The organism is Thauera butanivorans, from assembly GCF_048398245.1.
Classification (GTDB): Bacteria; Pseudomonadota; Gammaproteobacteria; order Burkholderiales; family Rhodocyclaceae; genus Thauera; species Thauera butanivorans.
Genome location: NZ_CP183038.1, coordinates 2,025,621 through 2,045,606, shown reverse-complemented (window position 1 = coordinate 2,045,606; position 19,986 = coordinate 2,025,621). Strand labels below are relative to the sequence as shown.

Annotated in this window: 9 protein-coding genes; 1 reads left to right on the top strand and 8 read right to left on the bottom strand. The window is 70.4% G+C overall.

What is annotated here, in order from left to right; translation table 11 throughout:
* Nucleotides 1-3 precede the first annotated feature (3 nt).
* The 8 genes from ACNQFN_RS09835 to ACNQFN_RS09800 all read right to left on the bottom strand — a co-directional run bounded on the left by ACNQFN_RS09835 (nt 4) and on the right by ACNQFN_RS09800 (nt 18,813).
* Nucleotides 4-1,878, bottom strand: a complete 1,875-nt coding sequence (locus tag ACNQFN_RS09835) for a hypothetical protein (protein WP_418648693.1) — start codon at nt 1,876-1,878, stop codon at nt 4-6.
* Nucleotides 1,875-3,038: a saccharopine dehydrogenase NADP-binding domain-containing protein gene (locus ACNQFN_RS09830; RefSeq protein WP_418648692.1), complete on the bottom strand. Its 1,164-nt coding sequence runs from the start codon at nt 3,036-3,038 to the stop codon at nt 1,875-1,877. The genes ACNQFN_RS09835 and ACNQFN_RS09830 overlap by 4 nt, the downstream gene beginning before the upstream one ends.
* A gap of 50 nt (nt 3,039-3,088) precedes the next feature.
* On the bottom strand, nt 3,089-3,919 hold the full coding sequence (locus ACNQFN_RS09825) for a thioesterase II family protein (RefSeq protein ID WP_418648691.1): 831 nt from the start codon (nt 3,917-3,919) through the stop codon (nt 3,089-3,091).
* Nucleotides 3,904-8,562 (bottom strand): amino acid adenylation domain-containing protein, encoded by a 4,659-nt coding sequence (locus ACNQFN_RS09820; protein ID WP_418648690.1) that lies wholly within the window; start codon nt 8,560-8,562, stop codon nt 3,904-3,906. Before ACNQFN_RS09820 ends, ACNQFN_RS09825 begins: the two co-directional genes overlap by 16 nt.
* On the bottom strand, nt 8,559-11,897 hold the full coding sequence (locus ACNQFN_RS09815; RefSeq protein ID WP_418648910.1) for an amino acid adenylation domain-containing protein: 3,339 nt from the start codon (nt 11,895-11,897) through the stop codon (nt 8,559-8,561). Before ACNQFN_RS09815 ends, ACNQFN_RS09820 begins: the two co-directional genes overlap by 4 nt.
* A complete protein-coding gene (locus ACNQFN_RS09810; RefSeq protein ID WP_418648689.1) occupies nt 11,785-14,877 on the bottom strand; it encodes a salicylate synthase in 3,093 nt (1,030 codons plus the stop codon). Before ACNQFN_RS09810 ends, ACNQFN_RS09815 begins: the two co-directional genes overlap by 113 nt.
* 281 nt (nt 14,878-15,158) lie before the next feature.
* Nucleotides 15,159-17,003, bottom strand: coding sequence for an ABC transporter ATP-binding protein (locus tag ACNQFN_RS09805; RefSeq protein ID WP_418648688.1), 1,845 nt, complete (start codon nt 17,001-17,003; stop codon nt 15,159-15,161).
* Complete coding sequence (locus ACNQFN_RS09800) at nt 16,996-18,813, bottom strand: ABC transporter ATP-binding protein (RefSeq protein WP_418648687.1); 1,818 nt, start codon at nt 18,811-18,813, stop codon at nt 16,996-16,998. Before ACNQFN_RS09800 ends, ACNQFN_RS09805 begins: the two co-directional genes overlap by 8 nt.
* A 169-nt stretch (nt 18,814-18,982) precedes the next feature.
* Here ACNQFN_RS09800 and ACNQFN_RS09795 point away from each other — a divergent pair, with 169 nt between their 5' ends.
* Entirely contained in the window at nt 18,983-19,981 is a 999-nt protein-coding gene (locus tag ACNQFN_RS09795) for an ABC transporter substrate-binding protein (RefSeq protein WP_418648686.1), read from the top strand.
* Nucleotides 19,982-19,986 lie beyond the last annotated feature (5 nt).

Sequence of the window (19,986 nt, the reverse complement as noted above, 5' to 3'; positions counted from 1 at the left end):
CCATCAGTCGTCGGCGGACGCACGCAAGGTGATCGTCGCGGTGCCGTCGTTCGCCGTCACCCAGTCGATCGCCAACCCGCTGCGACCCGCCATGTAGGCCAGCGCATCATGTTCCATCCGGCGCACCAGCGGCGGCAGTTCGGGGCAGCCCATGCGGATGAACATCTGCCCATAGGCGCAGTGGGTGATTGCGCAGCGGATCTGCCGGCCGTCGTCCTCCACCGTGCAGCGGATCACGCCCAGTTCCTGGCAGCCTGCCATGAAGGCCAGCCAGTAGTCGCACACCGCCCGCCACGGCTGAGCGAAAACGTCGAACACCGTGGGGTCGGGCCACAGCCAGCGCATTTCCATGCGCCCGGTCTCCAGGAACATGCGCCCGTACAGACGCAATGCTTCGTCCTGGCTCAGCAGCTCGCGGGCGCGCGAATAGCCGGCGGTGAACATGCTGATGTCGCGCGTCACCGCCGGCCACTTGTGTGCCAGCGGGCCTTGCGCGCCCGCGCGCAGATCCGCGAACGCCTGGTAGTGGCGATGCCAGCGCCGCAGGAAGGAGAGGATGAAGCCGAGCAGCGCCGGCCCCTTGCAGCGGCGCCGCAGCGCAGCCCAGATGTCGGATTCGAGCAGATAGCGCTTTTGCAGCGGCACCATCTTGGGGTGCGCCGGCGCCGCGGTGTACCAGTTGGCGCCGAAATGGCGCAGGCCGGCCACATCGCTGCCGCTGAAGGCCTGCGCCCAGCCGAATTCCAGGCCCTGGCGGCGCAGCGCCGGCAGATCCGCCGTCTTGCCGGTGATGCCCCGTCTGGCCAGATGGCCGGCCAGGCGCCGGCAGGTGTCGTGGGACAATTGATCGACGGCATAGGTGCCGCAATAGTCTTGCAGCTCGCCGGCCAGCCACGCGTCGGCCACCGCGCAGGCCATCAGCGCGGTCAGGTCGTAGGACGACAGCACTCCATGCACCATCAGCCCGCGCTCGGGCGCGCCGTCGGGATAGACCCACAGCACGGTGTCGGGGTCGGCGTCCTTCTTGCGCTTCATCGACTGCCCGCTCTTGTGGAAGCGTTTCGCCAACCACGCGCGCATGCTTGCGGAGAGTGTGCGATTGGCCAGAAAGCGGGCCACACCTTGCGACAGGTACTGGATGTGGTAGCGGGCATCCAGGCTGTCCACCGCCCCGGCCAGGGTGCTGCGCCCCGAGGCGAGACTGGCCGTTTCCAGCGCGGAGAACGGAATGGTGTCGACCGGCTTGGCCAGCCCCGGAAACTGGAACCGCTGCAGCCCGTCCCGCCACGGCGTCTCCCGGGTGCGGCGCTGCCCGTGCTCCAGCACCTCGATATGATTGCTGAAGCTCGACAGGATCGCGTACGGGCTGCTCGGCCCGCCCCCGTAGGCGGCGCCCATGCAGGCGCGGATGTGGTAGTGGCCGTTCGCGGCCGGCGCGTCCGCTGCCAGTTGGGCCAACAGCACAGTGGACAGGCCGGGCGTGAAGCCCATGCCGGTGAAGATCGCACGCCCCTGTGCCCGTGCCGTCTCGTGCAGCGCCAGCACCTGGTCGGCCACCGTCAGGCAGTCGTTGATGTCGATGCAGTCGATGCCCGCTTCTAGGCACAGGCGGTGCGGCGCGGTGCCGTAGGCATGCATCGGCCCCATCGCCAGGATCGCGAGGTCGTAGTCGGCCAGCGCCGCCAGCGCACGCTCGCGATGGCCGATGTCGAGCTGCACCGTCTGCCGCCTGCCCGGCCCGGCCGGCAGGGGCTGCGCGCCGCGCGCGGCGCTGGCCACGCACAGCTCGGGGTAGCGCACGGCGAGATGTTCGACGATGCGCCGGCCGGTTTCGCCACTGCCGCCCAGCACGATGATCTTCTTGGCCGCGCTGCTCATGCCGACACCTGCGCCGCGGCGACGGCGGCGCCGCGGTCTTCGTGGGCGATGCGCACCAGCCCCTGCGCCTGCAGTCGTTGCATGAAGCGCTCCGGTGGCACGGCTTCATGCAGCATGAAGACGCCCGCCGCCGGCCCCTCGCCATCCAGCAGGCACTGCGCGGCGATGCCGGCCACGGTGCCGGTGGCGCGATAAGTGTCGCTCAGCACCAGCACGGCGCTGTCGCTACCACCCCCATCGTCATCGCGGTAGCGCAGCGCCGCGCGGATGCCATAGGCCGGCGCCTGTTTGCGCAGGTCGCGCGCCGACGCGGCGGCCAGCCAGCGCGCGCCCCGGTCCACGTCGCCGGGCGAGCGATACAGGCGCAGCAGCTTGGCCAGCAGGCACACCAGCGCCGCGCGCGGACCGATGTTGGCCCCATACACGCGGGCCGTGTCGATGTCGTGCCGGAGCGCCAGGCGGACGATTTCCTCGGCGTAGATGAGCATCGTCGTCACCTGGCCGATGGGCTCGGGAAACGCCACCTTGCTGGCCGCACGGCGCATCGGCACGGACACCACGCGCTGCCCCTGCAGATAGCAGAAGCCCCGGTCCTCGCCGAAGCCGCCGAGGCTGTTGACGATGTCCCAGGCCGAGTTGTAGGTCCACGCGTCGCGGCCGACGTAATGCAGATCCAGTTGCGCCACGGCGCGCCCGGCGGCCCGCGTCTCGATCAGCCAGTGCGGAAACAGCCCGGACAGGCCGGGCAGCAGACCGACGTTGATCACCAGTGGCACCTCGCTCGGCGCCTCCCGCTCGGCCGCTTCGAGCGCGTGCAGCAGCGGATCGTAGCCGCCGGCGTCGATCAGCGGCCTGCGTGCCCGCTTGCAGGCCCGCGCGACGCGGTCGCCGACCACGCCGGACGGGCCGATGCACGAGACCACCAGCCGCGCCTGCGCGCAGGCCGCCTGCAAGGCCTCGGGCTGCGCGCTGTCGAGCGTCTGCAGGGTGACGCGCTGCGCCCACGCCGGCGTCACCCAGGCCGGCAGCGTGCGCGGGCTGCGGCTGGCCAGCACGATGCGCGCCCCGGTGGCGGCGAGCAGGTAACGCGCCGCCTCCTGCCCGACGCGGCCGAAGCCGCCCAGAATCAGTATCTTTCCATCGTCGTTTCGTTCATTCATCGCTATCCGGTCCTGTCTGATCAAGTTGCCGCCCGGCACCCGCCCTGCCGTCACGGCAGCGGACGGTCGGCCGGGTGCCACGGCACCCGCGCGGCGGCCAGGCGCGCCAGCCGTTCGCTCAGTGCCGGGTAGCAGCCGGACAAATAGAAGTGGTCGCCGGGAAAGGCCTGCAGCGCAAAACCGCGCCCGCCGATGCGCGCCCAGGCGCGGGCGTCGTCCTCGCTCAGTTCGTCGTCTTCCCGCCCGATCAGCGCCAGCACCGGCACGTCCACCGGCACGAACACGGGCGGCGCAGCGGCATAGGTCTCGATCAGGCGGTAGTCGCTGCGCAGCGCAGGCAACACCAGCGCGGCCAGTTCCGGCGAGGCCAGCAGCGGTTCCAGACGCCGGTTCAGGCGCACGACCTCTGCCAGCAAGGCCGCATCGGCGGCGCGGTGCAGCGCGCCCGGGCGGGCGCGCCCCGGCCCCTCGCTGGCGGACACGGCCAGCCCGCAAGGCAGCGGCTGGCGCTGGCGCTGCAGCGCCAGACACAGTTCGTAGGCCACCGCCGCGCCCATGCTGTGGCCGAACAGCACATAGGGCTTGGCGAGCAGCGCCGGCGTCCGCGCCAGCGCCTGCGACAGCGCGGCCACCAGCGCCGCCATGTCGCCGATGCACGCTTCCTCGACACGCTCTTCGCGCCCCGGGTACTGCACCACCACCAGTTCCGCATCGCTCGGCAACGACTTGGCCCACGGCTGGAAGAAACTGGCCGATCCCCCCGCGTGCGGCAGGCACAGGATGCGCCACGCGGCGCCGGGCCTGGGCGCGGGCACCCGGAACCAGGCGCGCGGCGACTGCCCGGCGGCCGGGCATGGCGCGAGGCTCAGGCCGACGGACATAGCGCCTCCTCGCCGCGCGCCGGGGCGCAGCAGCCGAAATGCCTCAGCAGCGGCACGAAGTAGTGTTTGTTTACCTCATGCGGCTGCAGGCCGTGCCCGCGCAGCACCGCCTGCAGGTTGTCGATACGGTACTGGTGGTGCCCGCCCTGGCCGATGCCGTGCTTGAAATAGCGGTTGATGAAGCCGCGCCCGAAGCTGTCGCTCAGGCGCCGGTTCCAACTGTCGAAATCGAGCGCGGCGAAGTGCCCGCCCAGTTCGTTGAACCAGCGGTAGATCTGCGCGCCAGCCAAGCTGGTGCGCGACACCAGATGGAAGTTGTCACCCTGCCCAGCGATGTCGCGGCTGCTGATCATGCGGATGTAGTCGGCGACCAGGTTCACCGGCGTCACGCTGATCAGGATCGACGATTCGGGGTAGGCCTGCACGCTCAGGCAGGTGCGGAAGAACTTGACGAAGGCATCGTCATTGATGAAGGGCCGCGTCTGTTCGCTGTCCCAGGTGATCGCGCCGGAGCGGAAGATGTTCACCTGCAGACCACGCGCACGTGCCGCGTGGAAAAGCTGCTCGGCCATGTACTTGGTGTGCTCGTAGGTCAGTTCGGGCTTGGGCCACGGCGCGTCCGGCCCGGTCGCCTCGGGAATCGGCGGCTCGTCCTCGCCATAGGGCAGGCGGTAATGCACGCCGATGGTGGACATGTAGTGGATCGGCTTGCGCCGCCCGGTGGACGCCAGTTCGATGACGTTGGCCGAGCCCTGCACGTTGATCGGGTACAGCCCCGACAGCGGCGCGATCAGGCTGATCATCGCCGCCACGTGCAGCACCTTGTCGATGTTCATGGCCAGCGCATCGTAGGTTTCCCGCGCCAGACCGAAACGCTCGGCGGCTAGATCGCCCGGCACGATGCGCACGCGTTCGCGTTCCAACTCCAGCGCCAGCCCCTTGTCGTCGGCCATCTGGCGCAGGCGGAAATAGCCGTTTTCCTCGTCGCGGCAGCGCAGCAGGCAGTGGATGCGATAGTCGGTGTGGCGCAGCAGGCTGCGCAGCACGTAGATGCCCAGATAGCCGGTGGCGCCGGTCATGAACACCTCCGTGACGCCGTCGGCCGCCGACGTCGTTGTCAGCGTCGGCGCCGCCGCCTGCAGATTGCGCATGGCGTGTGCCGCCAGCGCGTCGAGGTCGATGCCGCGCCGGAAAGCCTCCTCCTCGTCCTCCGCGTCGCGCAGCGCGGCGGCCATGTCGCGGAACACCGGGTGCTTGAAGATGAGGTCGATATTCACGCCGAAGCCTTCTTCCGTCAGCCGGTTGAGCAGGCCCACGGCGCTCAGGCTGGAGCCGCCGATGATGAAGAAGTCGTCGTCGCGGGCAAGCTGCGCCGCGCCCAGCAGTTCGCGCCAGATCGCGGCGAGTTTCTGCTCCAGCGCATCGTCGGCCCGCGGCGTCTCGAACACGCGCGCCGGCATTCCGCTGCCCTGGCAGCGCTGCGCCAGCGCCTTGCGGTCCACCTTGCCGTTGCGGCTCAGCGGAATCTCCGTCACCACCTCGATGGCGGCCGGCAGCATGTAGCGCGGCAGCAGGCTTTCCAGCTGGCGGCGCAACTGCGCCGCGAAGTCCGCCGCCGTCGCCCCATCGGCGCCAGCCTCCAGCGGTTCGGCGGCGACCACCGCCGCGACCAGATCCAGCGGCTCGGGGCGCACCAGCGCCACCGCGCGGGCCACGCCCGGCAGCTTGGCCAGGGCGGCTTCCACGTCGCCCAGCTCGATGCGGTGGCCGCGGATCTTCACCTGGTTGTCGGCGCGGCCGAGAATCTCGATCACCCCGTCGTCACGGAAACGGCAGATGTCGCCGGTGCGGTACAGGCGTTCGCCGCTGCGCGGATGGATGATGAAGCGTTCGCGGGTGCGTTCGGGGTCGTTGGTGAAGCCCAGCGCCACGCCCAGGCCGCCGACCAGCATTTCGCCCGGCACCCAGTCCGGGCATGGTTCGAACCGCTCGTCGAGCACGTACAGGCGGTGGTTGCTCAACGGCGAACCGTAGGGAATCGAGCGCGCCCCTGCCGGCACCTTGCCGATGCGGTGGTAGATGCAGGTCACCGAGATCTCGGTGGGCCCGCCCAGGCTGTTGAGCTGCAGGCCCGGCAGGCGCAGGTGCACCTGTTCGGGCAGCGTCACCGGAATCCAGTCGCCGGACACGAAGCCCAGCCGCAGCGACGACAGATCGCTGCCGTGGGCGAGGCTGGCCAGCAGCATCTGCATGTGCGCCGGCACCGAGTTCCACACCGTCGCGCGGTGCCGCTCGATTGCCGCCACCCACTGCGCCGGATCGCTGCGCCAGTCGCCCTGCGGCAGCACCAGCGCCGCGCCGGCGGTGAAGGTGCAGAAGATGTCCAGCACCGACAGGTCGAAGCTGTAGTTCACCAGCCCGAGCGTGCGGTCGTCGGCGTGGAGGCCGAATTCGCGGTTGAAGCCGACGATGGTGTTCAGCACCCCCTGGTGGCTCAGCATCACCCCCTTGGGCCGGCCCGTGGTGCCGGAGGTGTACAGCACGTAGGCCAGCCGCCCGGCCGTGTCGCACTGCTCGCCGCGCACGATCGCCTGCCGCAGCGCCTCGGCGTCCAGCGCTGCCCCCTCCTCCTCCACCTCGGCCGACAGTACGCGCAGCGTCGCGGGCCAGTCCTCGTCGAGGTGGTCGTGCTCGGTCACCAGCAGGCGCGCGCCCACATCGGCGAGGATGTCGTCGCGGCGCGCCCGCGGCTGGCCGGCGTCGATCGGCACGTAAGCCCCCTCGGCCAGCAGCACGCCCAGCACCGCGGCGATCTGCGCCGGCCCCTTGTCGAGGAACAAGGCCACCGGCTCGCCCGCGGCGCAGCCGGCCGCGCGCAGGCGGCGGGCGATCGCCAGCGCCCACGCGGCCAACTGGCCGTAGCGCCACTGGCGCGCGCCGCACAGCAGCGCGGGCCGTTCCGGCTGCGCCAGCGCATGGCGGCAGAAGCCGCCGTGCAGGTAGCCGCGCGGCAGCGGCGCATCCTTTTCGTGGTTGATGCGTTCGCGCTGCAACCGGGTGGCCTCGGGCAAGCCCACCAGCGCGGCGGCGGACCAGGCCGCCTCGTCCGCCGCCAGTGCGGCGACCGCCTCGCCGAAGGCGGCGAACGCCTGTTCGATGACGCCGGGCGGGAACACCCCGCAGCGCACGTCCCAATCCACGTGCAGGCCGCCGCGGCGCTCGGTGGCCTGGCAGTCCATCCACACCTGCGGGGTCTGGGTGATGCCGTAGTGCAGTTGCGCGTCGTGCATGAAGTCGTTGCGCGGCAGGTCGTCGCCGGCCACCCCCAGCGTGCTGGTGAACACCACCGGAATCAACTGCTTGCCGCCGCGCAGCCGCGACAGTTCGCGCAGCACCTCGATGCCGCTGAAGTCCGCATGCGCCATGTCCTGCCACAGCCGGCGCTGCAGCGCGCCGGCGCGTTCGACGAAGTTCGCCCCGCTGTCGCCGCGCACTTCGAGCACGTTGATGGCGATGAAGTCGCCGACGATGCGCTGGATCTCGGCATGCAGCGCCGGGCGGTTGAACAGCGTCAGGTTGATGCAGAAATCGGGCTGCCGCGACCAGCGCCGCAGCACCTCGGCGAACGCCCCCATCACCGCGCTGGTCGGCGTCAACTGGTGGCGTGTGGCGACGGCGCAGAAGCGCTGCCAGGCCTCGCGCGGCAGGTCGAAGCTGTGGCGCGCAAAGCTCGGCGCCCCCGCATCGGCGGCCTGCGCGGCCTGCATGGGCAGCGGGGCTTGGGCCAGCGGCAGTTCCGGCGCGCCGGGCAGCTCGGCCAGCCGTTGCAGCCAGTAGTCGCGGTGCGCCTGCAGGCGGGCCCGCGCCTCCGGGCGCTGGCGCCGCGCCTGCTGCGCCATCACCACGTCGCGGAAGCTCAGGCCGAGCGGCGGCGGCGTGCGCTCCGGGTGCCGGTAGCCTTCGCCCAGCTCGGCCAGCAGCAACTGGATGCTGGCGAAATCGGCGATCAGCAGGTCCGTCGAATAATGCAGGATCGCGCGCGCATCGTGCAGGCTCAGGCGCATCTCGTAGAGCGGCCAGCGCTCGGCGTCGTAGCGGCGGAAGGCCATCGCGCGGCGGTTGGCCAGCACGGCCTGCTCGAAAGCCTGCTCGTCGCGTCCGCGCAGGTCGTCGCAGCGCAGCGGCGGCAGGCTGACGTGCTTCAGCACCCGCTGCTGGCCGTCGTTGCCGATCACCGCGCGCAGCATGTCGTGGCGCAGGATCAGGCCGTGCCAGGCCCGCTCCAGGCGCGCCGGGTCGAGCGGCGGCAGCGCCAGTTCGAGGTAGTTGTGGCAGCCGACCCCGCCCAGCTCGTAGTTGTCGCGGCGGCCGACGATGTAGGCAAGCTGCAGGTCGGTGAGCGGAAAAGGCGCGTAGCGATTGTCCGGATCGGGCTCGATGCCGTCGGCGGCGCCGGACAGATAGGCGAGGCATTCGGCGCGGCGCGCCTTGAGCATGTCCCGCTGCGCCGCACCCAGGGCGCCGGCCGGCGCCTTGAAGCGCAACTGCCCCGCTTCGGCCCACAGCAGAACGCCGGCGGCGTTCAACTCGGCGAGCAGGTCGGCAATGGGGGTGTCGGCGGAGGGGATGGCGTGATCGGTCATAGTATGCCTTCTTCGATTAGTTCTTCTTCGTCGCTCGCCGCCGCGCCCAGGGCCTGCCACTGGTCACGCACGTAGGCGGCCAGCGCGGCGAGGGTCGGGGACGAGAACAACACGAACAGCGGCACCGGCGCCGGGCTGACGCGCCGGCCGTGGAGCAGTTGCACGATGCGGGTGGCGCGCAGGCTGTCGCCGCCGATGAGGAAAAAGTCGTCGTGGCGCGAAACGGTTTCGCACTGCAGCACCTCCCGCCAGATCCCGGCCACCTGCGTCTCGAAGCGCCCCTGCGGCGGTTCGTGGAGGCGCGCATCCGCGCCCTGTTCGGCCAGCAGCGCCACGACCGCCTTGCGGTCCACCTTGCCGTTGGCGCTCAGCGGCAAGGCCTCCACCGCCAGCAGTGTCGACGGCACCATGTAGTCCGGCAGCAAGGCGCCCAGCGCCGTGCGAACGGCCTCGCTTGTTTCCCGTTCGTGACCACTCGTCGGCACATACGCAGCCGCTAATACCGCCGGCTGCCCCACCGTCGCCGCCACCGCGCGCGACACCTGCGGCAACCCGTTGAGCGCCGCCTCGATCTCGCCCAGCTCGATGCGGTGGCCGCGCACCTTCACCTGATGGTCCTCGCGGCCCAGAAACTCCAACGTGCCGTCCGGCCAGTAGCGGCCCCGGTCGCCGGTGCGATACCAGCGACCGCCGTCACGTTCGATGAAGCGTTCGGCGCTCAGCGCCGCGTCGCCGCAGTAGCCCAGCGCCAGCCCCGCCCCGCCGATCCACAGTTCCCCCGCCACCCAGTCCGGGCAGTCCCGGCCCTGGGCATCGACCACCCGGTAGCACTGGTTCGGCAGCGGCTGGCCGTACGGAATCGAGCGCCAGTGCGACGGCAGCGGCAGGCCCACGTCGAAAGCGTTGGACCAGATCCCCGCCTCCGTCGCCCCGCCCATCGCCACCAGCTTCACCCCGGGATCGCTGTGCGCCAGCAGCCGCCCTGGCAGATCCAGGCCGATCCAGTCGCCCGACAGGAACACCTGTTCGAACGGCAGCCGCCGCCCATCCGACTCGGCCATCACCAGCAGCATCTCCAGCAGCACCGGCACCGAGTTCCACAGCGTCACGCCATGGCGGTGGATCAGTTCCAGCCATGCCCCGGCATCACGGCGCTGCGCTTCGTCCAGCACCACCACCGCGCCGCCCGCCCCCAGCACGCCGAACAGGTCGTACACCGACAAGTCGAAGTCCAGCGACGACACCGCCAGTACCCGGCTGTGTTCGCCCACGCCATAGCGCGCATTGAGTGCGTCGATGGTGTTGGCCGCACCCGCGTGCGTCATCGCCACCCCCTTGGGTGTGCCGGTCGAGCCCGAGGTGAAGATCAGATAGGCGCGTGCATCCGTCGGCACCGTCACCGGCCCCGGCAGTGGCACGAAATGCCATGCCTCGGCCACGTCCAGCCGCATGGTGCCTTCACGGGTCGCGTCACCGAGATGCGCCGCGTCGCCCAGCACCCAGCGGATGCCGGCACTGGCGTGGATCTTCTCCTGGCGCACCACCGGTTGATGCACGCCCACCGGCACGTAGCAGCCGCCGGCAGCCAGCACGCCGAACACCGCGCACACCTGATCGACACCACGCGGCAGGCTCACTGCCACCGGCTCGCCCGGCGACAGCCCGCGCCCGCGCAGCAGCGCGGCCACGCGCAGCGCCCGCTCGGCCAGTTCGCTGTAGCTCACGCTGCGCTCGCCGGCGATCAGCGCGGGGCGCGACGGCGTCTCCGCCGCCACGGCGAACAGCCCTGCGTGCAGGGGTTGCACCGTGTGCGCCCAGTCGGTGCGATTGACCGCTTCGCGCACCGCCGCCTGGGTAGCCGGCAGCGGCAGCGACGGTACTTGTTGCCAGTGGCCCTCGTCTGCCGCCAGCCGTTCGAGTAGGCCGCAATAGGCGCTGAACATGTCGTCGATCAGGCCGTCGGGGAACAGACCCTCGACCGCGTCCCAGGCCAGCAGCAGGCCCGTCTCGTCTTCATAGACCTGATGGTCCAGCCACACCTGCGGTGTCTGCGACACCATGTAGCCCAGTTCGCCCAGCGTTGCCTTGCAGGTGTCGCTGAGCAGCGGCGTGCCCAGGTTGCAGGCGAACACCACCGGCGCCGCGACGCCCTCGGCACGCCCCTGTTTGACCAGATCGCGCTGCACGGCGACCGCCGAATAGGCGGCGTGCGCGACATCCTGGTGGAACTGCCGCTGGATGCGCTGCGCGCGCTCGGCGAAGGACACGGGCTCACGGCAGTCGCAGCGCAGCAGCAGCAGATTGGTGAAATCGGCGACGGCGTGCTCGATGCCGGGATGCTCGGTCTGGCGGTCGAACAAGGGCATGTTCAACAAGAACTGCGTGTCGCCGCTCCAGCGCGCCAACACTTCGGCATAGGCGCTGGCCAGCACCATCGCCGCCGTGACCCGGTTGGCGGCGGCGAAAACGCGCAGCGATTGCCAGCGCGGCGCCGTCAGGCGGTGGCTGCGGCGCACGAAACGCGGCCGCCCGACGGCGGCCGGGGTCTGCGCCAGCGGCAGCCGCGGCCCCTTCGGCAGTTCGGCCAGGGCGTCCTGCCAGTAGCGCCGCGCCGCCTCGCGCTGCGGCCGCCGGCTCTCGGCCTCGATCGCCAGATAGCGGGAAAAACGCCAAGCCGGATCGGCCGGCGGCGCTTCGCCGGCGTAGGCGGCGGCCAGGTCGCGCAGCAGGATGTGCAGGCTTTGCACATCGGCCACCAGCAGGTCCACGTCCACATGGATGCGCGTGCGCCCTTGCGGCAGCCGCGACAAGGCCAGCCCCGCCACCTCGCCGGCGTCCACCCGCAGGCGCCGGTGCGACAGCGCCTCCCTGAGCGCCAGTGCGCGCGCCTCGGCGGCCTCGGCCGGCAGCGCGCTGAAGTCGTGCACCGCCAGCACCGGCGCCGGCAGCGCGTCATCGACGTATTGCCGGCCCGTGTCGGTGAAGCGGGTACGCAGCATCGCATGGCGCTCGAACACCTGCCGCCACGCCGCTTGCAGCCGTGCCGGGTGCACCCCGTGGCCGTCGAGTTCCACGTAGGCATGGCAGCCGACGCCGCCGAGCACCTGGTCGTCCTGGCGGCCGATCCAGTAGGCGTACTGCACGTCGGTCAGGGCGAAGGCCGCGTCGGGGCCGTCCTGCGCGTCCTGTGTGCCGGGCGCCGGTTCGGCCGGCGGCAGCGTATCACCGACCGGCGACGGCGCGGCGTCGAGCAGGGCCAGCCAGTGGCGCAAGGTGGGCTGCGCGATCAGTTCGGCGAACGTCACCCTGGCGCCCCGGCTGCGCCAGGTATTCACCAGGCGCATGACGTGCAGGGAATCCAGCCCCATTTCGATCAGGTTGTCGTCCTCGCGGCCGGCCAGCGGCACCGGCACCCATGCCGCGCTCGGGGGTGGACTGGGCGACCAGGCCGGCCCCGGCCTGCAGCCAGCTTTCGCCGCCGCGCTGGTAGATCGAACGCAGCACCAGTGCGGCATCCATCGCGCCGTGGCTATCGACGATCAGCACGCAGCCGCTGTAGCAGCCGCGCGGGGTGCCCTCGTAGCGCTGGATGGCGTCGATGCCGGCCTGCTTGGGAATGCCCGACGCGGTGACCGCGGGGAACAGCGCCTCGAACGCATCCCAGGCGTGCCGGCCTTCGCGCAGCCGGCCTTTCACGCGCGAGGCCAGATGCTGCACGCTGCCGCGCCGCGACACCGTCATGAATTCGCTGACGCCGGGGTCGTCGCACACCGTGGCCAGTTCGTCGTGCGCCAGCTTCACCGACACCGCGTGCTCCGCCACCTCCTTGGCATCGCACAGCAGCTCCTCGCGCAGCCGCGCCTCTTCTTCGCGGTTGGCGCCGAGCGCGCGGGTGCCGGCGAGCGGCTGCGTGCTGACCCAGCCGTCGGCGCTCACTTCCACCACCGTTTCGGGGCTGAAGCCGGCCACCCGCAGGTCACCGAGTTGCACCAGATAGGAGCGGGCCGGCGTATTGCGGGCACGGCCGCAGCGATAGGTTTCCGCCAGATCCACGCCGGCCGGCAGCGGAATGCGGCGGGACAGGATCACTTTCTGGTAACGGCGTGCGTTGATGTCCGCGACCGCGCCGCTGACGCGGATTTTGTAGGCCTCCTGCTGATGGCGGCGCAAGCTGTCCGCCAGCGCCTCGTCGGCAGGCGCCGGCATGCCGCGCTCGGCCTGCCGCTCGGCCTGCGCCAGTGCCGCCTGCAGGCGTGCCAGCGCGGCCGGATCGATGGCGCGCAGCAAGGCCTCGCCGTGGCGGATGCGGACCTCGTATTCGGGCACGAACAATTCGAGCAGCGGGTCTTCCTGCGCCTGCACGTTCAGCCCGTGGAACACCCGCGCCAGTTCGAAGCGCGCCACGCCGTAGGCGCGCCAGTCGAGCACGTCGATGGCCCGCGTGGCGGCGGCGACGGCATCCACCAGGCGCGCCTGGCGGAACGTCTGGCGCACCTGCCCGGCCCGCGTCAGCCACGCCTGCCCGGCGTCGGCGCCCAGTGTGGCCAAGCGGCCCAGGCCGATGGACCATTCGCCCGGCTGTTCATAAATCGTGTAATCGTCCGCCAGCCCCGCGCGCGCCAGCGCCAGGCACAGATCGATGGGCGCGCGCTCGACCTCGACGCGGCATTCGGCATACGCGCGCGGCGCGCCGCCGGCAGCCTCATGTCCAGCCGCGGGCACGCGCAGGGCCAGCGCGACCAGCCGCTGCTTGTCGATCTTGCCCACCGTGGTCAGCGGCCAGGCCGGCACCGCCAGCACCTGGTCGGGCTGCTTGTAGCGCGGCAGGCCGAGTGCGCCGAGATGGCGCTGCAGTTCGGACAGCGTCGGCACCCGCTCGCGGCCGATCACCACGGCGCAACTGCGTTCGCCCAGACGTTCGTCCGGCACCGCCACCACCACGCAGTTGTGGACATCCGGATGGGTGCTCAGCGGCCGCTCGATTTCCGCCGCGCCGATCTTCTCGCCGGCCCGGTTGATCTGCTCCTTGACCCGCCCTTCGACGACGATGTTGCCTTCGGCGGTGAGGCGCACCAGGTCGCCGGAGCAATAAAAGCCCTCTTCCGTGAAGCTGCGCGCGTTCTGCTCCGGCGCACGGTAGTAGCCGCGAATGGTGTAGGGGCCACGCACCTGCAACTCGCCGACCTCGCCGGCGGCCACCGGCAGGCCGTCGGCGCCGACGATGCGCACTTCGTCGTCCGGGCACAGCGGACGGCCCTGGGTGTGCACCACCGTCTCCCACGGATCGTCCAGGCGCGTATAGCACAGCAACCCCTCGGCCATGCCGAACACCTGCTGCAGCCGGCAGCCCAGCGCCGGCGGAATGCGCGCAGCCAGTTCAGGCGTCAGGCGCGCGCCGCCCACCTGCAGCAGCTTCAGGCTGGACAAGTCGGTGCGGTCCCATTCGCGCGCTTCCAGCCACAAGGCCACCAGCGGCGGCACCAGCGCGGTGAAGCTCACGCCTTCCGCATGAATCAGCGCAAAGGCCTCGTCGCTGCTGGGCGTTTTCGCCATCACCACCCGCCCGCCGGCACTCAGCGTACCCAGGATGCCCGGGCAGGCCAGCGGAAAATTGTGCGCCGCCGGCAGCGCGGCCAGATACACCGCGTCGCGCGACAGGCCGCACAGGCGTGCCGAGGCGATGGCGTTGTAGGCGTAATCGGCGTGGCTGCGGGGAATCAGCTTGGGCGTGCCGGTGGTGCCGCCCGACAACAGCAGCAGCGCGGTATCGGTATGGGCCGGCGCGGGCAGCTCGCGCGGCGCCTCGTCCAGTGCCGCCAGCGCTGTCCACGGGCCGGCGTCGCCGTCGAGCACGATGTGCCGCAGCGACGGCCGGCCACGTTTGACGCACTCGGCCAGCGGCAGATAATCGAAGCCCAGGAAGCGGCGCGGCGCCACGTAGGCGACCGGCTCGGCCAACTGGCACAGCGCGGCGAGGTCTTTCTCGCGATGCGCCGGCATGGCCATGATCGGCAAGGCACCGAGGCGCAGCAACGCGAACAGGCAGACCACGAACGCGGCGTCGTTGGGCAGTTGCAGCAGCACGCGGTCGCCCCGGGCGACGCCGAGGCGGGCGAAACCGGCTGCGAGGCGGTCGGCCTGCAGGTCCAGTTGGGCGTAGGACAGCCGCGTGGCTCCGGCCACCAGCGCGGTGGCGTCGCCATGCTGCCCGGCCCAGTGCCGCAGCAGTTGCCCGAGCGTGTGCGGCTGCCGGTAGCCCTGGCGCGCGTAATGCTGTTCGAGCGCATCGGCTTCGTGGTGGCGCGTATCCATCATGCCTCCCGCATTCATTAATGCAAATAATCATAAAAACACTAATGAAAATTATATAGATTCACTTAAACAGGCGACTACTCGAAACGGGACAGGAAAACCCGTATCCGGCATACATTCCTGTAACGGCTGATGACAGAGCAGTGATGGGGGGATGTACGGGAGTGTTTGTCTGGCGGGGGGAGAGGAAAGCCAAGCTGTGCAGGGCAAGGCAAGGCAAGGCGGAGATAGGATTGGGGGCGCTGGCGCTCGGGGTTGCCTGGGTCAAACGGCCTCGAACAGGTTCAAACGACATCACCCATCGTTTGCGCCCCTGCGGGGTGCCCCACCCCATAGCACGCGGCGCCGCCCGGCACCTCGCCGGACGCCTCCTGCGCCGCCCACATGCGTGCATACAGCCCGCCGGCGCGCAACAGGCGCTCGTGCGTGCCGAGTTCAACCACGCGCCCCTGGTCCAGCACCACGATCTGGTCGGCTTCCCGCACCGTCTGCAGGCGGTGTGCCACCATGATCACGGTGCAGTGCGCAGCCAGCCGGTTGACGGCCTGCTGGATGGCGCGCTGCGATTCGGCGTCGACCGCCGCAGTGACTTCGTCGAGCAGCAGCAGCGGCGCCTGCTTGAGCAGCGCGCGGGCCAGCGACAGACGCTGGCGCTCACCGCCGGACAGGCCCATGCCCCCCTCCCCAACACGCGTCCGATAGCCTTCGGGCAGACGCCGGACGAAGGCGTCGCAGTCGGCCGCGGCGCAGGCCGCCAGCACCGCCTCGTCGCTCGCCTGTTCGCAACCGACGCGGACATTGTCCATAATGCTGCCGTCGAACAACTGCACCTGCTGGAACACCATGCCGAGCAGGCCGTACAGGCGTTCGCTGCCGATCTCGCGCAGGTCCAGCCCGCCGATGGACAGGCGCCCCTGCTGGGGGTCGTAAAAGCGCGCCAACAGATGCAGCAGGCTGCTCTTGCCCGCGCCGGAAGGTCCGACGATGGCGGTGACGGTACGTTCGGGCACGGTGAAGCTGACGTCGTGCAGCGCGGCCGCGCCGTCGTAGGCGAACGAAACATGATCGAAACGCACCGTATGGTCGGCCGTCGACGCAGCATGCGCGGGTTCGGGCAGCGCCGGGGTGCGCCAGAGCTCGTCGAGCTTGACTTCGCTCTGACAGGCGTAGCGCAGCACGAGCAGGTATTCGGCCGCCTCCAGCAGCGGGCCGATGAATTTGTAGGCGAGCAGGAAGAACAGCAGCCAGTCCACCGCCGCCGCGTCCGCCGGGCGCGCCAGCCAGGCGCAGGCCAGCAGCAGGCACAGCAGGCCGCCTTCGACGCACAGCCGGTACAGGGTGACCGGCCCGCCGCCCCATTTTTCGATGTCCAGGCTGAGCCGCCGCAGGGCCTCGAAGCTGCGGTCGAGCCGCTGCAGCCAGTCGCCGCTGCGGTTGTACAAGCGCAGCGTGGCCAGCCCGCCGACGAATTCCACCAGCAGGCCGGCGCTTTCGCGGTAGCGTGCATGCTTGCGCAGCCCGGCGCGTTCGAACACCCGGCGGCTGAGCGTCAGCGCCAGCACCGCCACGGGCACCACGCACAGAAGCGCCGCGGCCAGGCGCCCGTCCACCCACGCCAGCAGCGCGATGGTGGTCAGCGCCAGCCCCAGCGCCGCCACCAGATCCGCCGAGACGTGGGTGAAGATCGATTCCACGCGATTGACGTCGTCGGTCAGCAGGTCGGCCAGATGCCCCACGCGGCGGCTGCTCAGCAGGCCGAGCGGCAACTTGCGCACGTGGTCGGTCAGCCCGGCGCGGTAAGCCTGGATGATGCGGTAGCTGCCCAGAAAGCACAGGCGCTGGCCGTGATAGGCCAGCAGCCACTGCAGGCCGAACACACCCGCCAGCGCCGCGGCCAGCGCCGGCGGCTCGGCTGCCCAGGCGAATCCCGGCCAGGGGTCGGCCAGCACCGTGCGCAGCCACAGATAGGCGAGCAGATAGGGCAGCAGCTCGCAGCAGCGCTCCAGGATGCGCAGGCCCAAGCCGAGCCAGAACGGCCCGGCGGCGGCGCCGCTGCGCGTCATGATGCGGCGCACGCTGCGCCACACCGTTACTTCGCCATCGACCGCATTTTCCGCGCCGTCATCCATTCGTCATCTCCGCGAACGGCGTCGGCTCGCCCTCGCCGCCCGTGTCCGCCGCCGGGCGCGCGAGCGTCCACGCCACGCCCAATGCCTCGCAGCGCCACATGGCGCGGTAGTACGCGCTTTCGCGCAGCAGGCTGTCGTGCGTACCCCGGCCGGTCAATCGGCCGGCCTCCAGGATCAGGACCTGATCGGCGCGCTCGATGCCATACAGCCGGTGCGCCACCACCAGCACCGTCTTGTCGGCATAGGTGGCGCGCAAGGCTTCGAAGAAGGCGCGCTGCGTCATGCTGTCGGCGAACGCGGTGGCCTCGTCCAGCACCAGCAGCGGCGTATCGGCCAGCAGGGCCCGCGCCACGGCAAGGCGCTGGCGTTCGCCGCCGGACAGGCGCGCGCCCAGTTCGTTGACCCGGGTGTCGAGGCCCGCCGGCAGGCCGAGGATGAACGCTTCCGCCTGCGCCACGCGCACCGCCCGGCGGATCTCGTCCTCGCCGGCCTGCGGCCGGGCCAAGCACAGGTTGTCGCGCACCGAGCCGCTGAACAGAAAGACGTCCTGGGTCGCGAACGCCACTAGGCGGGCCCGTTCGTCATCGGCCAGCGCAGCGGCCGGCCGGCCGTTCAGGGTGGCCTGCCCCGCCTGCGGCGCCAGCACCCCGGCGACGATCTGCGCCAGCGTCGATTTGCCCGAACCGGACGGACCGACCAGCACGTTGAAGCTGCCCGGCGCCAGGGTCAGGCTCACATCGGCCAGTATCGGCCGCCCGCGGTAGCGGAAATCGACCCCGGACAGCGCCACCTGCAACGGCCCGGTGGCGGTGGCGGCCGGCAGGCGGGGCATTTCCGCCAGACGCAGAATCGGCGCCATGCGGCGCAGGCCGGCGAAGATTTCCGGCATCTCCATGGAAAAGCGGCTGACCTTCAACAAGGGGCGGAACACCCCGGCGCCCAGAACCACCGCCACCGCGACCTGGGCCGCGGTGACTTCGCCGCGCCCATGCAGCCATGCGCCCAGGGGCAGCAGCAACAGCAGATGCGCACCCAGCACGCTGGTGAACAGCGACCAGCCCGGCACCGTGCGGCGGGTGATGCGCTCGGCCAGGCGGTAGTAGTCCTCCAGGCGCCGCTGCAGCAGCCGGAAATCGGCCGCCGCGCGGCAAAACACCTTCATCACCGGCATGTTGCGCACGTATTCGACCGTGGCGTTGTTCAGCTCCGCGGTCGCGCGGCTGAACTGATCGTGATCGCGCCCCGCACCGCGCATGAAGCCCCAGCTACAGGCGAGCGCCAGCGGCCCCACCGACAGCACCGCCAGGGCCAGGCGCCAATCCACCCAGAACAGCAGCGCGGCGACGCACAGCGGCGCCATCACCGCGGCGGCGATCTCCACCGTGTGATGGGCGAGGAAGGCTTCCATGCGCTCGACATCCTGGATGACGGACTGCTTCAGCGCCCCCGCGCCGCGCTCGTGCAGCCAGTGCAGCGGCGCGCGCGCCAGATGCGCCACCAGGCGGCACCGGATCGCCGCCATGATGTCGTAGGCGGCGTGATGGCTGAGCACATAGGCGCCGCCGTAGGCCAGATACTTGAGCAGCAGCGCGGCGGCCAGCCAGGCGGCCAGTTCGTACAGCATCGCCGCCAGTGCCTGCGGCGCCGCGATCAGCGTTTCGATGGCGCGGTACAGCAGCCAGAACGGCGCCAGCTCGGCCAGCACCGCCACCAGCGTCACCGGCAAGGCCGCGAACAGGCGCGCACGCCGCCCCGCCGTCAGCAGGCGCAACAGACGCCAAGTGTCGGCGTGGTCCTGAGTGTGTTCCATAAGGTAGCAGGCCGGCTTGCGGAAAGTCGCGCCAGCTTAGGCAGGCCGCCATGGCACCGCCACCCGGATCGGTGCGTGATGCATATTGAAATGATTACCGATTCGGGTAGTGAGCGTGTCGCGCGAAAAGAATACTGCCGTCCATCCCGACTGCAAGCCCGGACCGTCCATGCACGCGCCACACCCCACCCACGCTTTTTCTCCCATACAGCCGCTGCGCGCCGCCTTGATCGCGCTGCTGACCGCCACCGCGCTCGGCGGCACGCCCGCCGTCGCACAAGGCTATCCGGTCACGATCGTCGACGACCGCGGCAAGTCGGTGACCATCGAGCGCCTGCCCCGTTCGGTGGCCTCGGTGTCGACCTTCGGCGCCGATCTGCTCGCCGCGCTGGGGCGCAAGGTGGATGGGTTGTCAACGCTGAACAACAAGCAGTCCGCCTTTCTCGGCGACGCGACCCGCGGTGCGGTCAATCTGGGCGAGGTGCACGAGACCAATCTGGAAGTGCTGACCACGCTGGCACCCGATCTGATCATCGGCCTGCGCACCTATACCGAACCGTTCGAAAAGAAGTTCGAGGAAATCGGCCGCTTCCTCGCCTTCGATCTGATCACGCTGGACGATTCTCTGCACGCAGTGACGCGCGCCGCCACCGCGCTGGGCGACGCCGCACGTGGCGAGGCACTCAACGCGGCGTTCCTGGAAACACTGGACGAGTACGCCGAACGGGCGCCGGGCGGCCTCACCGTGATATTTCTGTGGCATTGGGCCGATGTGCCGTTCGCCTTCTACGACCATCATCTCTCCACCCATATCATTGCGCGGCTGGGCGCGACCAATGTGCAGGGCGCCAGCCCGACCCCGCAACTGGCTTCGCCGGACTCCGCCGCGATCACGCTGGAAAACCTGCTCGGCCTCGACCCAGACGTCATCATCTCGTTCAAGGGCGACGAGGGGCCGTTCGTCGACCATCCGATCTGGCCGCGCCTGAAGTCGGTAAAGAATGGCCGTGCCTGGCGCGTCGGCGACCAGTACGTGATGCCCCACGGACCGATCGCGCGCGACATGGTGCTGCGCGAACTGGCCCACCTGCTGTACCCGGCGCAGTTCCCCCCGCCCGACGACATCCCGGCCGGCGCGCGTGCCAGCGCGATGCGCTTCGCGCGCTGAAACTC